16 protein-coding genes are annotated in these 21,212 nt (G+C 65.4%); 6 read left to right on the top strand and 10 right to left on the bottom strand.

Features of this window, described 5'->3' with window-relative positions; translation table 11 throughout:
- Positions 1–343: 343 nt before the first annotated feature.
- Both cysN and cysD read right to left on the bottom strand, forming a co-directional pair.
- The gene (cysN, locus tag ACVOLQ_RS12255; protein WP_481528186.1) at positions 344–2,221 is read right to left on the bottom strand and encodes a sulfate adenylyltransferase subunit CysN; all 1,878 of its coding nucleotides are present in this window, start codon (positions 2,219–2,221) and stop codon (positions 344–346) included.
- A complete protein-coding gene (gene cysD / locus ACVOLQ_RS12250; protein WP_312914246.1) occupies positions 2,221–3,129 on the bottom strand; it encodes a sulfate adenylyltransferase subunit CysD in 909 nt (302 codons plus the stop codon). The genes cysN and cysD overlap by 1 nt, the downstream gene beginning before the upstream one ends.
- Positions 3,130–3,323: 194 nt before the next feature.
- Between cysD and ACVOLQ_RS12245 the strand changes: the two genes are divergently transcribed.
- The 3 genes from ACVOLQ_RS12245 to ACVOLQ_RS12235 all read left to right on the top strand — a co-directional run bounded on the left by ACVOLQ_RS12245 (position 3,324) and on the right by ACVOLQ_RS12235 (position 7,688).
- Positions 3,324–5,162, top strand: a complete 1,839-nt coding sequence (locus tag ACVOLQ_RS12245) for an assimilatory sulfite reductase (NADPH) flavoprotein subunit (RefSeq protein WP_481528185.1) — start codon at positions 3,324–3,326, stop codon at positions 5,160–5,162.
- Between the two features lie 91 nt (positions 5,163–5,253).
- Positions 5,254–6,960: an assimilatory sulfite reductase (NADPH) hemoprotein subunit gene (gene cysI, locus ACVOLQ_RS12240; protein ID WP_481528184.1), complete on the top strand. Its 1,707-nt coding sequence runs from the start codon at positions 5,254–5,256 to the stop codon at positions 6,958–6,960.
- Positions 6,957–7,688 (top strand): phosphoadenylyl-sulfate reductase, encoded by a 732-nt coding sequence (locus ACVOLQ_RS12235; RefSeq protein ID WP_313494890.1) that lies wholly within the window; start codon positions 6,957–6,959, stop codon positions 7,686–7,688. Before cysI ends, ACVOLQ_RS12235 begins: the two co-directional genes overlap by 4 nt.
- A 340-nt stretch (positions 7,689–8,028) precedes the next feature.
- Here the strand turns inward: ACVOLQ_RS12235 and ACVOLQ_RS12230 are convergent, their stop codons facing one another.
- The 5 genes from ACVOLQ_RS12230 to ACVOLQ_RS12210 form a co-directional block, all read right to left on the bottom strand.
- Positions 8,029–8,460, bottom strand: coding sequence for a BLUF domain-containing protein (locus ACVOLQ_RS12230; protein ID WP_481528183.1), 432 nt, complete (start codon positions 8,458–8,460; stop codon positions 8,029–8,031).
- Between the two features lie 82 nt (positions 8,461–8,542).
- Complete coding sequence (locus tag ACVOLQ_RS12225) at positions 8,543–10,603, bottom strand: TonB-dependent copper receptor (RefSeq protein WP_481528182.1); 2,061 nt, start codon at positions 10,601–10,603, stop codon at positions 8,543–8,545.
- A gap of 68 nt (positions 10,604–10,671) precedes the next feature.
- Positions 10,672–11,127, bottom strand: coding sequence for a hypothetical protein (locus ACVOLQ_RS12220; RefSeq protein WP_481528181.1), 456 nt, complete (start codon positions 11,125–11,127; stop codon positions 10,672–10,674).
- Between the two features lie 274 nt (positions 11,128–11,401).
- Positions 11,402–12,109, bottom strand: a complete 708-nt coding sequence (locus ACVOLQ_RS12215) for an alpha/beta fold hydrolase (protein WP_481528180.1) — start codon at positions 12,107–12,109, stop codon at positions 11,402–11,404.
- A 14-nt stretch (positions 12,110–12,123) separates the two neighbouring features.
- Positions 12,124–13,107 (bottom strand): LysR family transcriptional regulator, encoded by a 984-nt coding sequence (locus ACVOLQ_RS12210; RefSeq protein ID WP_481528179.1) that lies wholly within the window; start codon positions 13,105–13,107, stop codon positions 12,124–12,126.
- Between the two features lie 179 nt (positions 13,108–13,286).
- Here ACVOLQ_RS12210 and cysG point away from each other — a divergent pair, with 179 nt between their 5' ends.
- From cysG to ACVOLQ_RS12195, 3 genes are all read left to right on the top strand, one after another.
- Positions 13,287–14,738, top strand: a complete 1,452-nt coding sequence (gene cysG / locus ACVOLQ_RS12205; protein ID WP_481528178.1) for a siroheme synthase CysG — start codon at positions 13,287–13,289, stop codon at positions 14,736–14,738.
- A gap of 20 nt (positions 14,739–14,758) precedes the next feature.
- Complete coding sequence (cysK, locus tag ACVOLQ_RS12200; RefSeq protein ID WP_313173958.1) at positions 14,759–15,718, top strand: cysteine synthase A; 960 nt, start codon at positions 14,759–14,761, stop codon at positions 15,716–15,718.
- 170 nt (positions 15,719–15,888) lie between these two features.
- Positions 15,889–16,479, top strand: coding sequence for an O-acetyl-ADP-ribose deacetylase (locus ACVOLQ_RS12195; RefSeq protein WP_313173957.1), 591 nt, complete (start codon positions 15,889–15,891; stop codon positions 16,477–16,479).
- Between the two features lie 187 nt (positions 16,480–16,666).
- On the opposite strand, the gene ACVOLQ_RS12190 is transcribed toward ACVOLQ_RS12195, so the two are convergent.
- The 3 genes from ACVOLQ_RS12190 to pyk form a co-directional block, all read right to left on the bottom strand.
- Positions 16,667–17,974, bottom strand: a complete 1,308-nt coding sequence (locus ACVOLQ_RS12190; RefSeq protein ID WP_481528177.1) for a M1 family metallopeptidase — start codon at positions 17,972–17,974, stop codon at positions 16,667–16,669.
- Positions 17,975–18,213: 239 nt separating this feature from the next.
- On the bottom strand, positions 18,214–19,218 hold the full coding sequence (locus ACVOLQ_RS12185) for a class I fructose-bisphosphate aldolase (RefSeq protein ID WP_282271310.1): 1,005 nt from the start codon (positions 19,216–19,218) through the stop codon (positions 18,214–18,216).
- A 164-nt stretch (positions 19,219–19,382) separates the two neighbouring features.
- Positions 19,383–20,849: a pyruvate kinase gene (gene pyk / locus ACVOLQ_RS12180; protein WP_313173955.1), complete on the bottom strand. Its 1,467-nt coding sequence runs from the start codon at positions 20,847–20,849 to the stop codon at positions 19,383–19,385.
- Positions 20,850–21,212: the final 363 nt, after the last annotated feature.

The raw sequence follows: 21,212 nt of genomic DNA, 5'->3' as shown, positions 1-21,212 counted from the left end.
CCCCCCCCCCCCCCCCCCCCCCCCCCCCCCCCCCCCCCCCCCCCCCCCCCCCCCCCCCCCCCCCCCCCCCCCCCCCCCCCCCCCCCCCCCCCCCCCCCCCCCCCCCCAAGGGCGAAAGCGCCAAAGCGCTTACCCCTCCCCAGCCCTCCCCTCCGCCTTCGGCGCAAGGGAGGGGGCGAAAGCTGCAAGGGCGGCCATGTCCGGGGCACTTCTCAGCCCTCCCCTCCGCCTTCGGCGCAAGGGAGGGGGCTGAAGCTGCAATGGCGACCATGTCCGGGGCACTTCTCTGCCCGCCCCTCTGCCTTCGGCGCAAGCGAGGGGGTAAAGACTGCAGTGCCTCCTATCAGCGCAGTGCCTGCAACACCTGCTCCACCATCGCCGGCACGCTGTCGGTGTCCGCGTGCAGGTGCAGTTCGGGGTTTTCCGGGGCCTCATACGGGGAGTCGATGCCGGTGAAGTTGGGGATCTGCCCGGCGCGCGCCTTGCGGTACAGGCCCTTCACATCGCGGGCCTCGGCTACTTCCAGCGGCACGTCGACGAATACCTCGATGAACTCGCCATCCTCGAAGCGTTCGCGCGCCATCTGCCGCTCGGCGCGGAACGGCGAGATGAAGCTGACCAACACCACCAGCCCGGCATCGGCCATCAGCCGCGCCACTTCGGCAACGCGGCGGATGTTCTCCACGCGGTCCTCGTCGGTGAAGCCGAGGTCGCGGTTCAGGCCATGGCGGACGTTGTCGCCGTCCAGCAGGAAGGTATGCACACCCTGCGCATGCAGGCGCTTCTCCACCTGGTTGGCGACAGTGGATTTGCCGGCACCGGACAAACCAGTGAACCACAGCACCTTCGGCTGCTGGCCCTTGATCCGCGCCCGCGCGGCCTTGTCCACGTCCAGGTGCTGCCAATGCACGTTGCCGGCACGGCGCAGGGCGAAGTCCAGGGTACCGGCGGCGACGGTGGCATTGGTCTGCCGGTCAATCAGGATGAAGCCGCCCAATGCGCGGTTCTGCGCATACGGGGCGAAGGCCACCGGCTCGTCCAGCGAAAGATTGCAGTAGCCAACCTCGTTCAACTCCAGGCGCTTGGCAGCCAGCCGCTCCTGGGTGTTCACATCCACCCGGTGCTTGATCTCGCTGATATTGGCAGCCACCGTGCGGCTGCCGATCTGCAGCCAGTACGGACGGCCCGGCAACAACGCCGCGTCGTCCATCCACAGCACATGAGCGGCGAACTGGTCGGCCACTTCCGGCGGGTCGCCGGCAGCGGCAATCACGTCACCGCGGCTGACATCGATTTCGTCCGCCAGGGTCAGGGTCACCGCCTGCCCGGTTGAGGCGACCGCCAGCGGGCCATCCGGGCCCAGCACCTGCTTGACCGTGGAACGGCGCGCCGACGGCAGCACCACCACCTCGTCGCCGACGCGCACCTGGCCGGCGGCTATGGTGCCGGCAAAGCCGCGGAAATCCTGGTTGGGCCGATTGACCCACTGCACCGGCAGGCGCAGGCCGCTGGCAGCGTCGTGCTCGCGCAGCTCGACCGTGTCCAGGTGCTCGATCAGGCTGGGGCCGCTGTACCAGGGCGTGGCCGCCGACCGCGTGGACAGGTTCTGCCCTTCCAGCGCGGACAACGGAATGGCCTGCACGTTGGCAATGCCCAGCTGTGTGGCCAGCGCCCGGTACTCGGCCACGATGCGCTCGAACACCGCCTGGTCGTAATCGACCAGATCCATCTTGTTGACCGCCAGCACCACCTGGCCGATGCCCAGCAGGGAGATGATGTAGCTGTGCCGGTGGGTCTGGGTCAGCAGGCCCTTGCGCGCATCCACCAGCACCACTGCTACATCGGCAGTCGAGGCACCGGTGGCCATGTTGCGGGTGTACTGCTCATGGCCAGGGCAGTCGGCGACGATGTACTTGCGGCGGTCGGTATCGAAATAGCGGTAGGCCACGTCGATGGTGATGCCCTGCTCGCGCTCGGCGGCCAGGCCGTCCAGCAGCAGCGCATAGTCGATGCGCTCGCCCTGGGTGCCATGGCGGCGGCTGTCAGCCTCCAGCGCGGACAGCTGGTCATCGAACAGGCGCTTGCTTTCGTACAGCAGGCGCCCGATCAGGGTGCTCTTGCCGTCGTCCACGCTGCCGCAGGTGATGAAGCGCAGCAGCGGCTTGTCTTCGTGGGTCTTCAGATAGGTGGCGATATCGGAGGTGGCAGTCACGGCGCTCATCAGAAATACCCCTCCAGCTTCTTCTTCTCCATCGATGCGGACTGGTCATGGTCGATCAGCCGCCCCTGCCGCTCGGAGCTGGTGGATACCAGCATCTCGGCGATGATCTTCTCCAGCGTGTCAGCCTCGGATTCGATCGCGCCGGTCAGCGGATAGCAGCCCAGCGTGCGGAAACGCACCTTGCGCAGCTGCGGCTGCTCGCCCGGCCGTAGCGGCAGGCGCTCGTCATCAACCATGATCAGGCTGCCGTCGCGCTCCACCACCGGTCGCTCGGCGGCCAGGTACAAGGGCACTACCGGGATCTTCTCGCGGTAGATGTAGAGCCAGATATCCAGCTCGGTCCAGTTGGACAGCGGGAACACGCGCACGCTCTCGCCTTGATGAATGCGCGCGTTGTACAGGTTCCACAACTCGGGCCGCTGGTTCTTGGGGTCCCAGCGGTGGCGGTCGTTGCGGAACGAGAACACGCGCTCCTTGGCCCGCGACTTTTCCTCGTCACGGCGCGCGCCACCAATGGCCGCATCGAACTTCCACTTGTCCAACGCCTGCTTCAGGCCCTGGGTCTTCATCACATCGGTATGCACGCTGGCGCCGTGGCTGACCGGGCCGATATCGCGGGCAATGCCATCGGGATTGATGTGTACCCGCAGCTCGGTGCCGGTTTCGGCCACGCGGCGGTCACGGAAGGCGATCATCTCGCGGAACTTCCAGCGGGTATCCACGTGCAGCAGCGGGATCGGCGGCACGCCCGGGGCAAAGGCCTTCATCAGCAGGTGCAGCAGCACCGAGCTGTCCTTGCCCACCGAGTACAGCAGCACCGGGTTGTCAAAGGCCGCGGCGACTTCACGCAGGATATGGATGCTCTCGGCTTCCAGCCGATCGAGGTGGGACAGAGTGGTATCAGTCATCAGCACAGTCGCAGAGGCCAGGCCCGATATGGGCCACACAGTACCCGGTAAGGGTCGGGATCGGATGGCAAGTGTGGGCCTGCGCTGGCACAGGACGAAATAAACCCAAGGCATGAAGCGATAACCGCTTGTCCTTTCCGCTGGCACTGCGCCGTACCTAGGATCAGTCATCCCCAAACCAAACCGGACCGGAAATGACTGCCGCCGCCACCGTGCCCCCCAGCCCCTTGCCTGAAGACCGCAGGGTCCTGCTGACACGTCTGGTGGACGGTCTGGACGGAAACAGCCTGTGGTGGCTTTCCGGTTTCGCCGCCGGGTTGGCGCAGGGAAATCCTCCCCCTTCCCTTGCCGTCATCCCCGGCGGCCAGGCCGGCAACCAGCCGGCCCAGAACCGGCTGACCGTGATCTATGGCAGCCAGACCGGCAACGCCCGCCGCGCTGCCGAACAGCTGGCCGCCGAGGCCGAGGCCGCCGGCCTGCCGGTGCGGTTGCTGCGCGCCGACGCCTATGCCACCCGCGAGCTGGCCAATGAGCGCCTGCTCTACATCGTGATCAGCACCCAAGGCGAAGGCGACCCGCCGGACGATGCCATTGGTCTGGTCGAGTTCATCGCCGGCAAGCGCGCCCCCAAGCTGCCGGAGCTGAAGTACGCCGTGCTCGGCCTGGGCGACTCCAGCTATGTGGAGTTCTGCGGCATTGCGCGCAAGCTGGACAGCCGCCTGGCCGAGTTGGGGGCCACCCGCCTGCAGGCCGTGGGCGAGGCCGACCTGGACATCGACAGCGTGGTCGATCCGTGGCGCGCGCAGGCCCTGCGCGATGCCCGCGCCAACATCAGCGAGACCGCCACCCCGACCACCAGCAATGTCACCCCGCTGCGGCATGGCACCGTCTACAGCGCCCAGCATCCGTTCAATGCCGAGCTGCTGTCGCGGCAGGTGATCAGCGGTCGCGACTTCAAGGGCCCGGCCTACGCGCAGTACGGCGTTGCCGCCAAGCATGTGCACCATCTCGAGTTGTCGCTGGAAGGCAGCAACCTGCACTACGAACCCGGCGATGCGCTGGTCATCGTGCACCGCAATCCGGCCGAACTGGTCGAGGCGGTACTGGATGTCACCGGCCTGGACGGCAGCCAGTCGGTCGAACATGACGGTCATGGCCGCCCGCTGAGCCAATGGCTGGCCGAGCACCGCGAGCTGACCCGCATCTCGCGCCCGCTGCTGGCCGCCGTGGCCGAACGCAGCGCGCACCCGGAGCTGGCCCGCCTGCTGGACCCGGCGCAGAAGAGCGAACTGGCGGCAGTCTTCGAAGACCACCAACTGGTCGACGTGCTGCGCCGCTGGCCGGCCGAATGGAGCCCCGAGGCTTTGCTCAGCACCCTGCGCCCGGCCGCGCAGCGCCTGTACTCCATCGCCTCCAGCCGCAAGCGGGTGGGCGAGGAAGTCCATCTCACCGTCGACGAGCTGCGCTATCACGCCCACGGCAGCACCCACCTGGGCGCGGCCAGCGGCTTCCTGGCGGCCCTGGAAGAAGGCGCACAGCTGCCGGTTTACGTGGAAGCCAACGAGCGCTTCCGCGTGCCGGCCGACAACAGCCGCGACATCATCATGATCGGCCCCGGCACCGGCGTCGCCCCGTTCCGTGGCTTCGTGCAGGAACGTGCCGAGACCGGCGCAGCCGGCCGCAACTGGCTGTTCTTCGGCGCACGCCACTTCAACACCGATTTCCTGTACCAGAGCGAATGGCAGGACGCCCTGCGCCGCAAGGAACTGCAGCGTCTGGACCTGGCCTTCTCGCGCGACCAGGCCGACAAGGTCTACGTGCAGCAGCGCCTGCGTACCCGCGGCCGCGATCTGTACGACTGGCTGCAGAACGGTGCACACCTGTATGTCTGCGGCGCCATCGCCATGGGCAAGGACGTGCATGCCGCGCTGCTGGATGTACTGCGCGAACACGGCGGGTTGGATGAAGACGCTGCCCGCGACTACCTGACTCGACTGCACACGGAGGGGCGCTATGGACGGGATGTGTATTGAGTGTTGTTGGCGTTGACCCTGCGCGTTGACGCAGCAGTGGCTTCGCGGCTTACGCCGCTCCTACACCCTCTGACTCCAGATAGCGAAAAGAATGAGCAACCACTCCGTTGAGAACATCAAGGCCGACAGCAACCGCCTGCGTGGCTCCCTGCTGGAAAGCCTGGCCGACCCGGTCACCGGCGCCCTGCGCGAAGACGACCAGACCCTGATCAAGTACCACGGCAGCTACCAGCAGGATGACCGCGACGTGCGCGAGGAGCGCCGCCGGCAGAAGCTAGAACCGGCCTACCAGTTCATGATCCGCACCCGCACCCCGGGCGGCGTGATCAGCCCCGAGCAGTGGCTCAAGCTGGACAGCATCGCCACCCGCTACGGCAACCATTCGCTGCGCATCACCACCCGCCAGGCCTTCCAGTTCCATGGCGTGATCAAGCGCGAGCTGAAGGCCACCATGCAGGCGATCAACGCCGCGCTGATCGACACCCTGGCCGCCTGCGGCGACGTCAACCGCAATGTGCTGGTTGCCGCCAACCCGCTGCTGTCCAGCGCGCACGCCACGCTGTACGCCGATGCCGCGCGCACCTCCGAGCACCTGCTGCCCAATACCCGCGCCTACTACGAAATCTGGCTGGACGAGGAGCGCGTGGCCGGCAGCGGTGCCGAGGACGAGCCGATCTACGGCGAGCGTTACCTGCCGCGCAAGTTCAAGATCGGCTTCGCACTGCCACCGCTCAACGACGTGGACGTGTACGCCAACGACCTGGGCTTCATCGGCGTGCTCGATGCTGCCGGCGAACTACTGGGCTATGACGTGACCCTCGGCGGCGGCATGGGCGCCACCCACGGCGATGCCGAAACCTACCCGCGCATTGCCAACAACGTCGGATTCATCCCGCGTGATGCGCTGCTGGACGTGGCGACCGCCGTGGTCACCACCCAGCGCGACCTCGGCAACCGCGAACTGCGCAAGCACGCCCGCTTCAAGTACACCATCGACGACCACGGCCTGGACACGGTGGTCGCCGAGATCGAACGCCGTGCCGGCATTGGTTTCGCCGCCCCGCGTGCGCAGCCCTTCGCCCACAACGGCGACCGCTACGGCTGGGTGGAAGGCGCCGATGGCCGCTGGCACCTGACCCTGTCCCTGCAGGCCGGCCGCATCGCCGACCTGCCCGGCGCACCGCAGCTGACCGCGCTGCGCGAGATCGCCCGCATCCACCAGGGCGAGTTCCGCATGACCGGCAACCAGAACCTGGTCATTGCCGGCGTCGCCGCCGACCAGCGCGCGCAGATCGACGCCATCGTCGAAAGCGCCGGGCTGGACCTGGGCAACCGCGCACCGACCGCGCTGGCACGCGCCGCGATGGCCTGCGTGGCGCTGCCAACCTGCGGCCTGGCGATGGCCGAAGCCGAGCGCTACCTGCCTGCGTTCAGCGCCAAGCTGCAGCCGCTGCTGGCCCAGCACGGCCTGAGCGAGGCCCCCATCCTGCTGCGCATCTCCGGCTGCCCGAATGGCTGCTCGCGGCCCTATCTGGGCGAGATCGCCCTGGTCGGCAAAGCACCGGGCCGCTACAACCTGATGCTGGGTGCCGATCACCGCGGCCAGCGCCTGAACACCCTGTACCGCGAGAACATCGCCGAGCCGGAGATCCTGGCCGCGCTGGAACCCCTGTTTGCCCGCTATGCCGGTGAACGCAATGGCGAAGAAGGCTTCGGTGATTTCCTGCACCGCGCCGGCATCGTCGCCCTGCCGCCCTACCCCACCCACCGCGAAATCCCCGTGGAACTGCACGCATGAGCGCCCTGCCCAAATCCCCCACCACCACGCCGGTTGTCCTGCCGGATGACCTGGGCCCGCTCAACGCCGAACTCGAAGCACTGAACGCGCAGCAGCGCGTGCATTGGGCACTGCAGAACGCGCCCGGCGCGCATGTGCTGTCATCGAGCTTTGGCGCGCAGTCGGCAGTCACCCTGCACCTGTTGAGCAGCCAGCGCCCGGATATCCCGGTGATCCTGGTGGATACCGGCTATCTGTTCCCGGAAACCTATCGCTTTGCCGACGAACTCAGCGAGCGGCTCAAGCTCAACCTCAAGGTCTACCGTCCGCAGGTCAGCCGCGCCTGGATGGAAGCGCGCCATGGCCGCCTGTGGGAACAGGGCGTGGTCGGCATCGAGCAATACAACAATCTACGCAAGGTCGAGCCGATGAAGCGCGCCCTGGACGAGCTGCAGGTTGGCACCTGGTTCACCGGCCTGCGCCGCAGCCAGTCGGCCAGCCGCGCCAACACGCCGGTGCTGCAGCGGCGTGGCGAGCGCTACAAGGTCAACCCGATCGCCGATTGGAGCGACCGCGACGTGTGGAAGTACCTGCAGGAACACCAACTGCCCTACCACCCGCTGTGGGAGCAGGGCTATGTATCGATCGGTGATTTCCACACCACCCGCCGCTGGGAGCCGGGCATGCGCGAGGAAGACACCCGCTTCTTCGGCCTGAAGCGCGAGTGCGGCCTGCACGAGGAGATCTGAGCGCTCGATTCGCTCTGTAGAGCCGAGCCATGCTCGGCTGGAGCTTGGCACGGAAAGCCCCACCCGCGCATGGCGCGGCCCGCAGCTGCGGCCCCCACCCGATAGCCCAACCGAGGGGAGGGTGGGGGAGGGGTGCTGTCGGCGCGGAACCCTGGCCGCAAGCGATTTTGAACGGACACGTTACGGGTAAAGCCCCTGCCGAGCATGGCTCGGCACTACGCTGCTGCCCCCTCCCTTTCGCGCAGCGAAGGGGAGGGTTGCTGTCGGCGCTGAACCTAGGCCACGAGCGTTTTTGAACGGACACGCTACGGCTAATGCCCCTGCCGAGCATGGCTCGGCACTACGGGTTCTGCTGGGCCCAGAATGCCAGCAGCTCGCGCAGTGCCGGTGATGCATCGGACTGGGCCACCTCGTCCTGCAGAAACTCGGCCTCACACTGCCAATGCTGGGTACTCAACTGCTGCAGCACGCTGCCCACGGTCTGGGTGCAGCCCATATGCCACTGACTGAAGTGCAGGCTATCCACCGGCGCGCTATACAGTTCGCGCAGATCAACATGCATATGCGAATTGCGGATGCGCTCGTAGGCGCGTGCCACGCCCTCTTCCGGACCTTCGAAGTACTGGAAGAACTGCCGTCCATCGAACAACAGCACACCCGTAACACCTGCCAGTTGGTTGTGCGCTCGCGCATCGACCAGCAGATGATCCAGATCGGTGGTTCCCAAGCCGGCTACCGCCGTGCTCACGTAGGCGACTGCACGCAGACTCATACCACTCCTTGCCAAGCATTACCGGTCCCCAGCATGCCATGCCGCCGCTACCCGTGCGCAGGCAGCGGCGGCAACCGCGGCATCAGTAACGGTAATCCAGCTTCAACCAGACGTTACGCCCCGGCTCGTTGATCCGCACCGGATCGGCCGGAAAACCGAAATCGGCACTGCCCGCCAGGTTCAGATGCTCGGCATAGGCGCGGTCGAACACGTTGTCCACGCCCACGCTGGCGCGCAGCGCATCGGTGAAGCGATAGGCCGCATTCAGCGACAAGGTGGCGAAGCCTGCGGTCGGACCCAGGTCACGTGCAACCACGTTACCCTCATCCTCGGCTACCCGATGCTGGTGACTGGCAGCGCGCAACAGCGCACCCGCCGACCAGCGCTGATGCTCGTAGCTGGCACTGAGGCGGGCTTCCAGCGGTGGAATCTGTGGCAGTGGCCGGCCCTCGCTGCGGTTCTCACCCCAGGCATAGGCCAGGGTGCCACCCAGCTTCCAGGCCTGGGCCAAACGCCATTCCAAGCCCGCCTCGGCACCGGCAATACGCGCACCCACATTGTCGGCCTGGGTGGTGCTGCCCATCATGCCGCCACTGCGATAGCGGAACAGGATGTAGTCCTGCAGCCGCCCCGCATATGCCGATACCCAGCCATCCACATGCTGGCTGCGGAACTGCAGGCCCAGATCCAGCTGCGTGGTCTGTTCCGGCTTCACCGCGGAGAACGCATTGATGCTGCCGGCCGGCCCTGCATTGGCCGAGAACAGCTCCCAGTAATCCGGCATGCGCTCGCTGTGGCCGATACCTGCGTACCAGGTCCAGGCCTGCCCGTGGTCGCGCTCATAACGCAGGAAACCGCTGCCCAGATCCTGCTGCCGCTGCTGCCCGGCGGTCGGGTTGGGCATGTTCATCATGCCGGTGGTCGCACGCCGATCCTTCACCTGCGCGCGGTCCAGGCGCAGCCCACTGATCCAGCGCTGTGCGGTGCCTTCGCCCAGGGTCAGCTCGGTGAACACGCCCAGGTTGCTGAAGTCGGCATCGCGCTTCCACGGCGATTGCTGCCAGGTGTTGCGGCCCATGCCATTGCGACTGCGATGGCGGCTGTCCTGCGCATCCACGCCAGCGACGATGGCCACGTCCTGCCAGCGCCACTCGCTGCTGACGCGGCCGCCGGTGGTACGACGCTCCACGTTCGAGGCCATCGGCATCGGCATGCTGCTGGCCGGGTTGGGCGTGCGCAGCGTGTAGTTGTCCATCAGGTGATCGGCGTTGTTGTAGTACAGATTGGCCTGCAGCTTGTCCCATGCACCGGGCAGGTTGCCGCGTTCAAAACGCAGCCCATAGCTGTCGCGCTTGAACGCGGCACCGTCCATGCCACGGCCGGCGTAACGGGCGATCGCGTCGCCGGTGCCGGCACTGAGTTCCAGCACGGTATCGGCATCCGGCGTCCAACCAATGGCGGCATCGGCATTCCATTTGCGCCAGCGCGAGGGCACCACGTCGCCATTGCCGTCCTTGTAGTCATCGGCTTCCGAGCGGTTGCCATTGACCCGGACATAGCCGGGCTGGCTGCCGAAGCTGGCATCCAGCACCTGGTCATTGCGGTTGTTGGAGCCGGCCAATGCACTGGCGTTGAGCCGCATGCCCGGCGCATCGAAACGCGGGGTGTCGCGCTCGAAACGCACGGTGCCGGCCGAGGCACCCGCGCCCCAGCGCACGCTTTGCGGGCCCTTGATCACCGTCAGGCGATCGAAGGTCTCCGGCGCGATATAGGACAGCGGATTGTCCATCCGCGACGGGCAGGCGCCGATCAGCGTGCCATCGTTGCTGAGGATGTTCAGGCGCGAGCCGCCCATGCCACGCAGCACCGGATCGCCATTGGTGCCGCCGTTGCGGATGGCGGAAAAGCCCGGCACGGTCTTGAGGTAGTCGGCGCCATCACTGGCCGGCACCGGTTGCCGCGGCAGCCGCGGGTCGGTCACCCATTGCAGCGGCGATGAAGGAGCGGCGGCGGTGACCACCAAGGTATCGAGGGTTCGGGTCGGATCATGCTCGGCGGCGCCTGCGAGATCAGCAAACAGCACCATGCAGACACAGACGGACAGGCACGCGGGAGTACCCGGCGTGCGGGAAAGGAATTTCATTTGGTTCTCCAATACGACACAGCCACGTACTACCCATCGGCAGCGCGCGGCAAACAGGAAAGGTGGCGTTATCTGGAGAGTGCCGGCGGACCGCGGGGCGGATGCGCAGGCCAGCGCAGGCTGGCGGCGCGGAGCGTCCTGCGGGGAGATTGGGGCACAAGCCGATACAGCAACGGCGCCAGTATCAGGATTACCGCAAGCCATGGCAGCAGGCGCGAGGCCATGGTGCAGTAGTCGCAGGCTTCGCCGTGGGCCGCGTGTGGATCGACGGGTGCCGGTATCGGCTTTTTCGGTTCTGCTGCCGCTCGTGCGGGCGCCTCATGCGACATGGGGGCCATGCCGTGATGCCCCGCGTGCGGGTCGACAGGCATCGGCATCACGACGTCATGCGCCGCATGATGCATGGCCGCCATCGGCAGCTGCTGCGATTGCAGCCAGCGGCTGACCACCGGCGCCACCGCCATCAACAAGGCAGCGGCAAATGCCAGCAGGAGCACAAAGGATTGGAAACGAACCGAGCGCATGACCCACGCATTTTATCGACCCGGCAAATACCGGAGTTGCCGCGCAAGGTGCGACCGTTTGCCGCACATCGCATTCACAGGCGTGACCGTAGTGCCGAGCCATGCTCGGCAGGGGTTTTCCCGGCAATGCATCACCCACGCAGCTTTTGTAGGAGCGGCGTAAGCCGCGAAGCTGACTTCAATGAAATCGCCACATCATCTGCAACCCGTCTGACCACCAGCTTCACGGCTTACGCCGCTCCTGCAAGACTGGTCACGCTCCACGGGTAAAGCCTCAACGGAGTCTGGCCGACTGCAGGCCTTCAGCGAAATCGCGCACAGCCCGCGCCGCCGCCGAAGGACATGCCTGCAGAAGGAGATGGGGCCCCCCAATATCCCTGACCGTCGCATGCTTGATCGCCGACAGAATGAGTTCAGCGGCGCCAGGCATGATCAAGCGATCACCTGTTGCCCGCAGATACAGCACAGGCAGGGTGACGCGTTCCAGCAATGTCGATACATCCGCCTGCATTGCCAGCGCCGCACGTTGCCGCAACACAGCTGGATGCACTTCAAGCAGGGCCCGTTCGAGCGCAACATTCAATGCCGGGGTTGCCCAGCGGCCCAGCAACCACCAGGACAGCAAGGTCGGCGGCAACGCGCGAACCGGCGCAAAACGCGTCAGCGGTGCCAACGGCGATACCAATGGCAGCGGCGTACGCGCGAAGGTTGTGGACAGCACCAGGCCAACAAGATTGGCCGGTGGGTCAGCTGCGATCGACAACGCGATCGGGCCGGAAAAGGATTCGCCCAGCAGCACGAAAGGAACATCGCCGGGCAACGCAGCCCTGGCCAGCAGTTCCAGCGCCGCATAGTCCAACGCCTTGTGCGGCGGGTAATGCAGCACGGTCACCGGCCCGAACACGTCACCCAGGCAGGCGACAAACCGCGCATGCAGTGTCGCCGTGCCATCAAGGCCGGGCAGGATCACCAACGCGGTCATCCCACCCATCCAATCTAGACCGTGATCGTCTGCGTCAACGATTCCCAGGTTGGCGGCACCGGCCAATCGGCCTGCTGGTTGCCATCCAGCACGCGGCGCAGATCACGTTTGTCGATCTGCGGTGCCAGCACATGCACCAGCTCCAGGGCGTAATCGCGCAATACGCGATCACGCGGCAGTACCGCCCAGGCGATGCATTCGGGGATCGATGCCGGCGCCGGCCAGGCACGCAGGTCGGTGTCGTTGGCGCTTACCGCCATTTCCGCCAGCAGGCCCACGCCCAGCCCGGTGCGCACATAGGTCTTGATCAGGTCCGCGTCGAGTGCGGTCAAGGTCAGGTCCGGTTCCAGGTCCAGCGCGGCAAACGCACGCCGCAACGAAGAACTGGTTCGCGTGGAGGATTCATAGCTGATCAGCGGATGACTGGCCAACGCGGCCATGTCGGGCGCTGCCCCGGCACGGTCCAGCGGATGCCCCTTGGGCACCAGTACCAAGCGGCGCCAGCGGTACAACGGCACGGCGATACCGGTGCTCGGTTCACCACCTGCAGTACTGATGATGGCGATATCCGCATCACCCTGGCTGAGCAGATCCAGCGCATCACTTTCCGCAGCCTGTTGCAGGTGCACGCTCACTTGCGGATACGCCAGCTTGATGCGCGCCACCGCCGGCGGCAGTACGAAGCGCGCCTGCGTGTGGGTGGTGGTCAGGATCAGCTGGCCATGGCTTTCGCGGCGCTGGTTGGCAGCATAGGTACGAATGTTGTTGGCTTCGGCCAACACACTGCGGGCACGATTGATTACTTCTTCGCCTGCAGGCGTTACCGATTCAAGACTTCTTCCCTTTCTGACGAACAACAGAAAACCCAACTCGTCTTCAAGCTGTTTGAGCTGTTTCGACAACCCCGGCTGGGTGGCATGCACCCGTGTCGCGGCGAGCGTGATGTTCAGCTCGGCATCGGCAATAGCAACGAGGTAACGCAGTTGGGTAAGTGTCATCGCAGTGTTGGAAAGAGATCTTCAGTAAGGAACTGTGAAGAATGTAGGCCAAAACGCTCGCGATACTTATAACCTAAAGTTATCTGAGGTGGGCCGCTTTTCATTTCCGGCCCTGCAGGGCCGGCGCTACGGTCACGGTCCCTACTCCTACTACCTCCGTCACCGCCTTGGACAGCCCCTTGTTCCCCCTGTTTGCCGACCTCAAGGGTCGGGCCGTACTGGTCGTTGGCGGGGGTGCGGTGGCCGAGCGTAAAACCGAGGCCCTGCTGCGCGCGGGCGCCCTGCCCCGACTCGGTGCCCCGGCCTTGAGCCCGGTACTGCAGCAGTTGGCCGATGCCGGGCGCATCCAGTGGTTGAACGGCGATTTCGAACCTGCATGGCTTGATCAGGCCATCTGGCTGGTGATCGCTGCCACCAACAACATCCACATCAACCGCGCCGTCGCCGAAGCTGCCGAGGCACGCCGGTTGTTCGTCAACGTGGTCGATGACGCGGCCCTGTCCGGCTTCCATGTACCGGCCGTGGTCGAACGCGGGCCGCTGCAGATCGCCATCTCCAGTGGCGGTGGCGCGCCGATGGTGGCGCGTCATGTGCGCCGCCAGATCGAGGAACTGTTTGACCAGGCCTGGGGACAGTTGGCACAGCTGGTCAGCCGCAAGCGCGGGCTGATACGCGAGCGCTTCCCCGAGCTGGCCGCGCGCCGCCGTTTCTTCGACAGGCTGATCGAAGGCCCGTTGCTTGGCCTGCTGCGCGCACGCCAATCCATCGCTGCCGAAACCCAGCTGCTGCTGGACATGGGCGCCGAAGCCCCGGTCCATGCCGGCTCGGTGGTACTGGTGGGAGCCGGTTCTGGCGACCCCGGCCTGCTTACCCTGAACGCCCTGCGCGCACTCAACCAGGCCGATGTGATCCTGCACGATCGCCTGGTCAGCGCCGAGGTATTGCAGTTGGCCCGCCGCGATGCCGACTTCATCGAGGTCGGCAAATCCGCACAGGGTCACAGCACCGCGCAGGAGCATATCCATGCGTTGATGCTGGAACACGCCCGCGCCGGCAAGCGCGTGGTACGGCTCAAGGGCGGCGATGCCTTCGTGTTCGGCCGCGGCGGGGAGGAGCTGCAGTTCCTGCGCGCCCATGGCATCGCCTTTGAGGTCGTTCCAGGAATCACCGCAGCGCTGGCCTGCGCCGCCTATGCCGGTATTCCGCTGACCCACCGTGACCATGCCCAGCAACTGCGGCTGGTGACGGCCCACTGCAAGGATTCGCTGGATACGCTGGACTGGCCCGCGCTGGCACAGCCGCGGCAGACCCTGGTGTTCTATATGGGGGTCGCCGCGCTGGCACAGATCCGCAGCCACCTGCTCGGCGCCGGGCTGGCGGCCAGCACCCCATTCGCCCTGATCGAAAACGGCTCGCGCGCCAACCAGCGCGTGGTCAGCGGGCAGCTGCGCCAGCTCCCCGATGCAGCCACCCAGCACCAAGTGCAATCACCGGCGTTGCTGATCCTGGGTGACGTAGCCGCGCTGGCCGACGAACTGCACTGGTTCGGCGCTGCGCCACTGCACGCAACGCCTACTGTTTCCTCACTTTCCGCAAAGACGGCGCAGCCCACACTGGCCGACGCCGCCTGACCACCTCCCCGGAGATTTCAATGGCCCTGTACAACAGCATCCTGGACACCATCGGCAATACCCCGGTGGTCAAGCTCAACCGCCTGGCCCCGGCCGGCGTGGACATCTACGTCAAGGTCGAGTCGTTCAACCCTGGTGGTTCGGTCAAGGACCGCCTGGCGCTTGCCATCATCCTCGACGCCGAAAAGAAGGGCCTGCTCAAGCCCGGCGACACCATTGTCGAGGCCACTTCCGGCAATACCGGCGTGGCGCTGGCGATGGTGGCTGCTGCACGCGGCTACAAGTTCGTCGCCACGATGGTGGAAACCTTCTCCATCGAACGCCGCAAACTGATGCGCGCCTATGGTGCCAAGGTGATCCTGACCCCGGCCGCAGAACGCGGCTCCGGCATGGTGCGCAAGGCCAAGGAGCTGGCGCAGCAGCACGGCTGGTTCCTGGCCAGCCAGTTTGCCAACCCGGCCAACCCCGCCTATCACCGCCAGACCACCGCCGCCGAAATCCTGCGCGACTTCGCCGGCAAGCGGCTGGACTACTTCGTCAGCGGCTGGGGCACCGGCGGCACCCTCACCGGCGTCGGCGAGGTGCTCAAGCTGGCCCGCCCGGACACCCGCATCATCGCCACCGAACCGGCCGGTGCCGCCCTGCTGGCGGGCAAGGAATTCAGCCCGCACAAGATCCAGGGCTGGACCCCGGACTTCGTGCCAGAAGTACTCAACCGCGAGGTCTACGACCAGCTGCTGTCGGTCCAGGACGAACGCGCGATTGAAACCTCGCGCCGGCTGGCCGCCGAGGAGGGTATCTTCGTCGGCATCTCCGCCGGCGCCACCGTCGCCAGCGCGCTGGATGTGGCCGCCAAGGCCGAGGCCGGCGCGGTGATCCTGGCGATGCTGCCGGATACCGGCGAGCGCTACTTCTCCACCCCGTTGTTCGCCGATATCAACGAGGGATCGGACGACGACTGGCTGGCCGGCCTGCCGTAACCGCGGTTACTTAACCCGTCAGCAACGCGAAGGCCGCCTATGCGGCCTTCGTGCTTTTCTGTGTCCGCGAATCGCGCCGGATGAGACGGCAAGAGCGCAGACTGCAGCTGTGTCCGGCGCGGCGGTAGCCATCACATTTTTCTCATACATCGCAATGGAAGATCACGGCCATGAACATTGAAGTCTGGCAGGGCGACATTACCGAACTGGCGGTTGACGTCATCGTCAACGCAGCCAATGAAACCCTGCTTGGCGGCGGCGGCGTGGACGGTGCAATCCATCGGGCCGCAGGCCCCGGCCTGCTGCGCGAATGCGAGCAGCTACCCGAGCTGCGTGCAGGCGTGCGCTGCCCCACGGGGGAGGTGCGTGCAACGGCCGGGTACAACCTGCCTGCCCGGCACGTATTCCATACCGTCGGCCCGGTGTGGCGCGATGGCCGCCATGATGAAGCGGCGTTATTGGCCAACTGCTATTGGCAATCGCTGCGACTGGCCGAGCAGATGGGGCTGGAATCGATCGCGTTCCCGGCAATCAGTTGCGGTGTGTACGGCTACCCGCTGCACCAGGCGGCGGTCATTGCCGCCACCGAGACCATGACCTGGCAAAAGAGCCACACGCGGCCTTCGCGGATCGTGCTGGTGGCCTACAACGCAGCGGCGTTCAAGATCTATCAGCAGGCCTTGGCCAGTGCTGCGCCGACGCAGGAGCAGGCGGGCTCTGTACTGGCGTCGTTTGCGGGTGGGTTTGCGCCTGCGCATTGAGGTTTTGGCTGCTCAACGGCCAAGCAAAAGCAAAAACTACCCCTCCCCAGCCCTCCCCTTCGCCTGCGGCAAAGGGAGGGGGCAAAAGCGGCTACCTGCGATCTGCCCGACCTGCACAAACGGCCCCCCCCCTTTGCCGCCGGCGAAGGGGAGGGCTGGGGAGGGGTAGCTCTTGGCAGCGGGCCCATCACCCCAACTCACCACCCACCCCATAAACCCAGGCATCGAAGAACCCCTGCAGTGAGCGCCCGGCAGCACGCTCCATCGCCTGCTGGAAATCCGCCGTCACCACCGAGCGCCCATCATTGGCCTGCGTGTATTCGCGCAGTCCGCGCCAGAACAGCTCCTCGCCCAATTCCATGCGCAAACGGTGCAGCACATACGCACCCTTCCTGTAGACCACCGCACGATCATCGGCGCTGGGTTTGTTCCAATCCGGATACACCAACGGCCGATCAGCGCCCTTCTCACGCAGCGCCAACACCCGTTGCTCCCAGCCCTGCACCATCGCCTGATAGGCGGCTTCGCCCTGCGCCTGCTGTAACCACGCAGCCGTCATGAAGTTGGCGAAACCTTCGTTGAGCCAGAAATGCTCCCAGCTCGCACAGGTCACGCGTACGCCCCACCATTGATGCGCGGCTTCGTGGGCCATCAAGCCGGTCTGGGTGGGATCATCCAGCACGCTTTTGCCATAGGCCTCCGACATCACCGACAGACCAGCCATTTCCTGGCCGATGGTGTTGGCGACCAGCGCCTGCCGATAGTCGCCTTCATAGGCCAGGCCCGCGCGTGCAGCGAAGAAGTCGAGCATGTCGTTGGTGGCGGCGAACAGCTGCTGCAGTTCGGCCTCGGAACGGTCCTTCGAATAGAACTGCAGGCGCCCCTGCTGTGCGTGCTGGTAGGGGCCGGCAACAAAGCCATAGACAAACGCGGGCGTTGGTTTGCGCAGCTGCCAACGGTGTTCGATGCGACCATCACCAAGCAGGCGCGATGGCAGCTCATCGCCAACCGCCGTCGCATGCAGGTTGCGAGGAAGCCGTAGTGCCAACTGCAACGTAGCGCGCTCATCCGGCGCGTCCACCGACGGCATCCATTGGCTGGTGGAGAATATCGTGTAGACCTCGTTGCGCTCGGCGGCGAACTCCAGGCCAAAACGCGGTTTTCCGCGGAAATGCACACGTACGCTGCCTTGCTGGCCCGCGGTCAACGTCGCTGCAAGGCTGATGGTCAGCGTTCCATCGGCCTGCTGGAAGCTGAGCGGCTTGTCATTCTGTGTGACCAAATCGACGATCAGCCCACCACTGTCCAGGACCAACTGATGCAGTGGGGCGGTGGCGTCGAAGCGCACCAGGGTTTCACCCTGCAGCTGACCGGCTGCGATATCCAGATCCAGGCTGGTTGTATAGTGCTGGATATCGAAATCACGTGGCTCCGCAGCGAAGGCGGATGCGGTCAGGGCCGATGCCAACAATCCCAGCGCGATTCTGCGGTGCATCGGATCATCCCTGAGGAAAAAACCGATTGTAGGGCTGTACTGAGGGAATTGTGGGAGCGGCATAAGCGGCGAAGCTGGCAAGGCAACAGCCGCCAAGATGTTTGCAATTGCGGCCATCGCGGCAGTTTGTTATGCATCAGCTTCGCGGCTTATGCCGCTCCCACAAAAAAACAAAAACAGAGCAAAACAAAACGCCGGCTTCTGGCCGGCGTTCTGTTCAACTCACGCAGCTTGGCTTATCAGCCTTCCCACTTGCCCTGTGCAGCCAGGCCGTTTTCCTTGGCACGCTCGAACACGGTCTTCTGTGCGGCAGCGTAGTTGCCCTTCATGTCCTTTGCCCACAGCTTCAGTGCAGCCTGCTGCATGGCGCGGCCGTAGGAGAAGCTCAGCGGCCACGGCAAGGTGCCGACCTGGTTCATGGCATTGAGGTGAGCGGTGGACTGCTCGTCGCTCTGGCCACCGGACAGGAACACCACGCCCGGCAGGATCGCCGGCACGGTCGACTTCAGGCACATCACGGTGGACTCGGCCACTTCCTCGACATCCACCTGCTCGTCGCAGGTCTTGCCCGGGATGACCATCGAGGCCTTCAGGATGGTGCCTTCCAGCACCACGTTTTGCTGGTACAGGGCGTCGAACAGCGAACGCAGGGTGGCTTCGGTGACTTCGTAGCAGGTCTCGATGTCGTGGTCGCCGTCCATGATCACTTCCGGCTCGACCATCGGCACCAGGCCGCATTCCTGGCACAGCGCCGCATAGCGGGCCAGCGCATGGGCGTTGGACTCGATGCAGGTGCCCGACGGCATGCTTTCACCGATATTGATCACCGCACGCCACTTGGCAAAACGCGCGCCCAGCTTGTAGTACTCCTGCAGGCGCTCGCGCAGGCCGTCCAGGCCTTCGGTCACCAGCTCACCGGGGCAGCCGGCCAGCGGGTGCGCACCCTTGTCGACCTTGATGCCCGGGATCATGCCGTTGTCGGCCATGTACTTGGCGAACGGCACGCCGTCCTTGGTCGACTGGCGGATGGTTTCGTCGTACAGGATGGCGCCGGAGATGTGCTCGTTGAGCTTCGGCGTGGTCAGCAGCAGTTCGCGGTAGGCACGACGGTTTTCTTCCGTGTTCTCGATGCCGACGCTTGCGAAGCGCTTGGCAATCGTACCGGTGGATTCGTCAATGGCGATGATGCCCTTGCCCGGGGCAACCATGGCCTGGGCGGTTTCAGCCAGCAGTTCGATGCTCATGAGGTTCCTGTGACAGCGTGCGGGAAAACCCGGATTATAGCCCGGCACGCTCACCGGCTGGCTGCCCGCAAGGTCTGGAACCGGTTTCAGCTTGTCATGTCAGGACAAAACCTGTCCGCTCCGATCAACTTGTGACCGGAGCGGTGGCGTGTTGCTGGCCTCGCTTACAGGTCGCCCAGACCGCTGGCGCGGCCGTCGTTACCCACTTCCAGCAGGCGCAAGGTGTTGGTGGCGCCATGGGTTTCCATGTGCTCGCCACTGGTGAACACCACGCGATCACCCGCCTGCAGCAGGTTGGACTCGACCAGCAGGCGGATGCTGCCGCGCGCGGCTTCGCGCGGGGTGAAGCCACGGCTGTCGAAGTTGATCGGGAACACGTCACGCATCAACGCCATCTGCCGGCGCGCACCGTCATGGCGGGTAACCGCGTAGATCGGCGACTTGGCGCGGAAGCGCGACAGGTAACGCGCGGTACCACCGGATTCGGTCATCGCCACGATGGCGCGCACGCCCACGTGCTGGGACAGGAACATGGTGGCCATGGCGATCGCCTGGTCGGCGCGTTCCAGGTTGCGCGGCGAGGCATTGAAGTCGGTCTCGGTCTGGAACTGGCGCTCTGCACCCAGGCAGATGCGGGCCATCGCCTCGACCGCCTTGACCGGGTAGGCACCGGCCGCGGTTTCGGCCGACAGCATCACCGCGTCGGTGCCGTCGATGACCGAGTTGGCCACGTCCAGCACTTCGGCGCGGGTCGGGATCGGGCTTTCGACCATCGACTGCAGCATCTGCGTGGCAGTGATGACCACCTTGTTCTGCGCCAGCGAGGCCTTGATGATCTTCTTCTGCAGGCCCGGCAGCTCGGCGTCGCCGATCTCCACGCCCAGGTCACCGCGCGCCACCATCACCACATCGCTGGCGTCGACGATCTCTTCCAGGTTCTCGATGGCTTCGGTGCGCTCGATCTTGGACACCAGCGCCGCGTCGCAGCCGTGCTGCTGGGCGATGGCACGGGCATCGTTCATGTCCTGCGCGTTGCGGCAGAACGAGACGGCGATGAAGTCCACGCCGATCTTGGCAACGATGCCGATCAGTTCCTTGTCGCGCTCGGTGAGTGCGCCCAGCGACAGACCACCGCCCTGCTTGTTCAGGCCCTTGCGGTCGGACAGCACGCCGTCGTTGAGCACGGTGTTGATGATGCGCTCGCCCTGCACTTCCACCACCTGCAGCTGCATCAGGCCGTCGTCGAGCAACAGCACGTCACCCGGGCCCACGTCCTGCGGCAGGCCGAGGTAGCTCACGCCCACCTGGCTGGCGTCGCCGGCCGGCGCATTGGCGCTGGCGATCAGATCAAAGCGGTCACCGGCCTTGAGCATGACCTTGCCTTCGGCAAAGCGCTCGATGCGGATCTTCGGGCCCGGCAGGTCGGCCAGGATGCCCACTTCCACGCCCACGCGCTGGGCAGCGGCACGCACATCGGCAGCACGCTTGGCCTGACCGGACGGATCACCGTGGGAGAAGTTCAGGCGCACCACGTTGACGCCGGCGCGGAACAGATCGTCCAGCACACCCGGCGCGTCAGTTGCCGGCCCGAGGGTGGCGAGGATCTTGGTGCGGCGCTGACGTTCAATCATTGTGCGTGGTCTCCCTGGTAGACCGCCGAAAGTAGCACATCCATTGCATGACAACGATGTCGCATACGATTTCATACGACACTTTCTGCACTGTCCCAAAGACAGGCCAGACAGGCTGTCTGGACATACCGTACGGTATGACAACGCGAGACCTATCACTGGCTTGCATAGGTCAATAAGCGCTGGGCATAGCTCAGCACGTGAAGGTTGCTGTTGCGTGTTGGCCCGAGGGCAAGTCGTGCTGCTTTGCAGCAGAAAACATTGGCAGCAGAGACATGCCGAGGACATCGGATGACAAGCGGGCGCGCGACTGCTGCGAAAGGGGCTTCCCCCTGAAACCTCCCAGATCGTCATTCCCGCGCA

This window comes from Stenotrophomonas sp. STEN031, assembly GCF_056759975.1.
Note: the sequence above shows the minus strand (reverse complement) of the source record. Positions and strands in the feature narration are given on the sequence as shown.

Bases quoted from the DNA above. Each gene is read 5' to 3' on its own strand.
- cysN (WP_481528186.1), bottom strand. From the start codon at position 2,221: ATGAGCGCCGTGACTGCCACCTCCGATATCGCCACCTATCTGAAGACC.
- ACVOLQ_RS12235 (WP_313494890.1), top strand. From the start codon at position 6,957: ATGAGCGCCCTGCCCAAATCCCCCACCACCACGCCGGTTGTCCTGCCG.
- ACVOLQ_RS12220 (WP_481528181.1), bottom strand. From the start codon at position 11,127: ATGCGCTCGGTTCGTTTCCAATCCTTTGTGCTCCTGCTGGCATTTGCC.
- cysD (WP_312914246.1), bottom strand. From the start codon at position 3,129: ATGACTGATACCACTCTGTCCCACCTCGATCGGCTGGAAGCCGAGAGC.
- pyk (WP_313173955.1), bottom strand. From the start codon at position 20,849: ATGATTGAACGTCAGCGCCGCACCAAGATCCTCGCCACCCTCGGGCCG.
- ACVOLQ_RS12225 (WP_481528182.1), bottom strand. From the start codon at position 10,603: ATGAAATTCCTTTCCCGCACGCCGGGTACTCCCGCGTGCCTGTCCGTC.
- ACVOLQ_RS12215 (WP_481528180.1), bottom strand. From the start codon at position 12,109: ATGACCGCGTTGGTGATCCTGCCCGGCCTTGATGGCACGGCGACACTG.
- cysK (WP_313173958.1), top strand. From the start codon at position 14,759: ATGGCCCTGTACAACAGCATCCTGGACACCATCGGCAATACCCCGGTG.
- ACVOLQ_RS12210 (WP_481528179.1), bottom strand. From the start codon at position 13,107: ATGACACTTACCCAACTGCGTTACCTCGTTGCTATTGCCGATGCCGAG.
- ACVOLQ_RS12245 (WP_481528185.1), top strand. From the start codon at position 3,324: ATGACTGCCGCCGCCACCGTGCCCCCCAGCCCCTTGCCTGAAGACCGC.
- ACVOLQ_RS12195 (WP_313173957.1), top strand. From the start codon at position 15,889: ATGAACATTGAAGTCTGGCAGGGCGACATTACCGAACTGGCGGTTGAC.
- cysI (WP_481528184.1), top strand. From the start codon at position 5,254: ATGAGCAACCACTCCGTTGAGAACATCAAGGCCGACAGCAACCGCCTG.
- ACVOLQ_RS12185 (WP_282271310.1), bottom strand. From the start codon at position 19,218: ATGAGCATCGAACTGCTGGCTGAAACCGCCCAGGCCATGGTTGCCCCG.
- ACVOLQ_RS12230 (WP_481528183.1), bottom strand. From the start codon at position 8,460: ATGAGTCTGCGTGCAGTCGCCTACGTGAGCACGGCGGTAGCCGGCTTG.
- ACVOLQ_RS12190 (WP_481528177.1), bottom strand. From the start codon at position 17,974: ATGCACCGCAGAATCGCGCTGGGATTGTTGGCATCGGCCCTGACCGCA.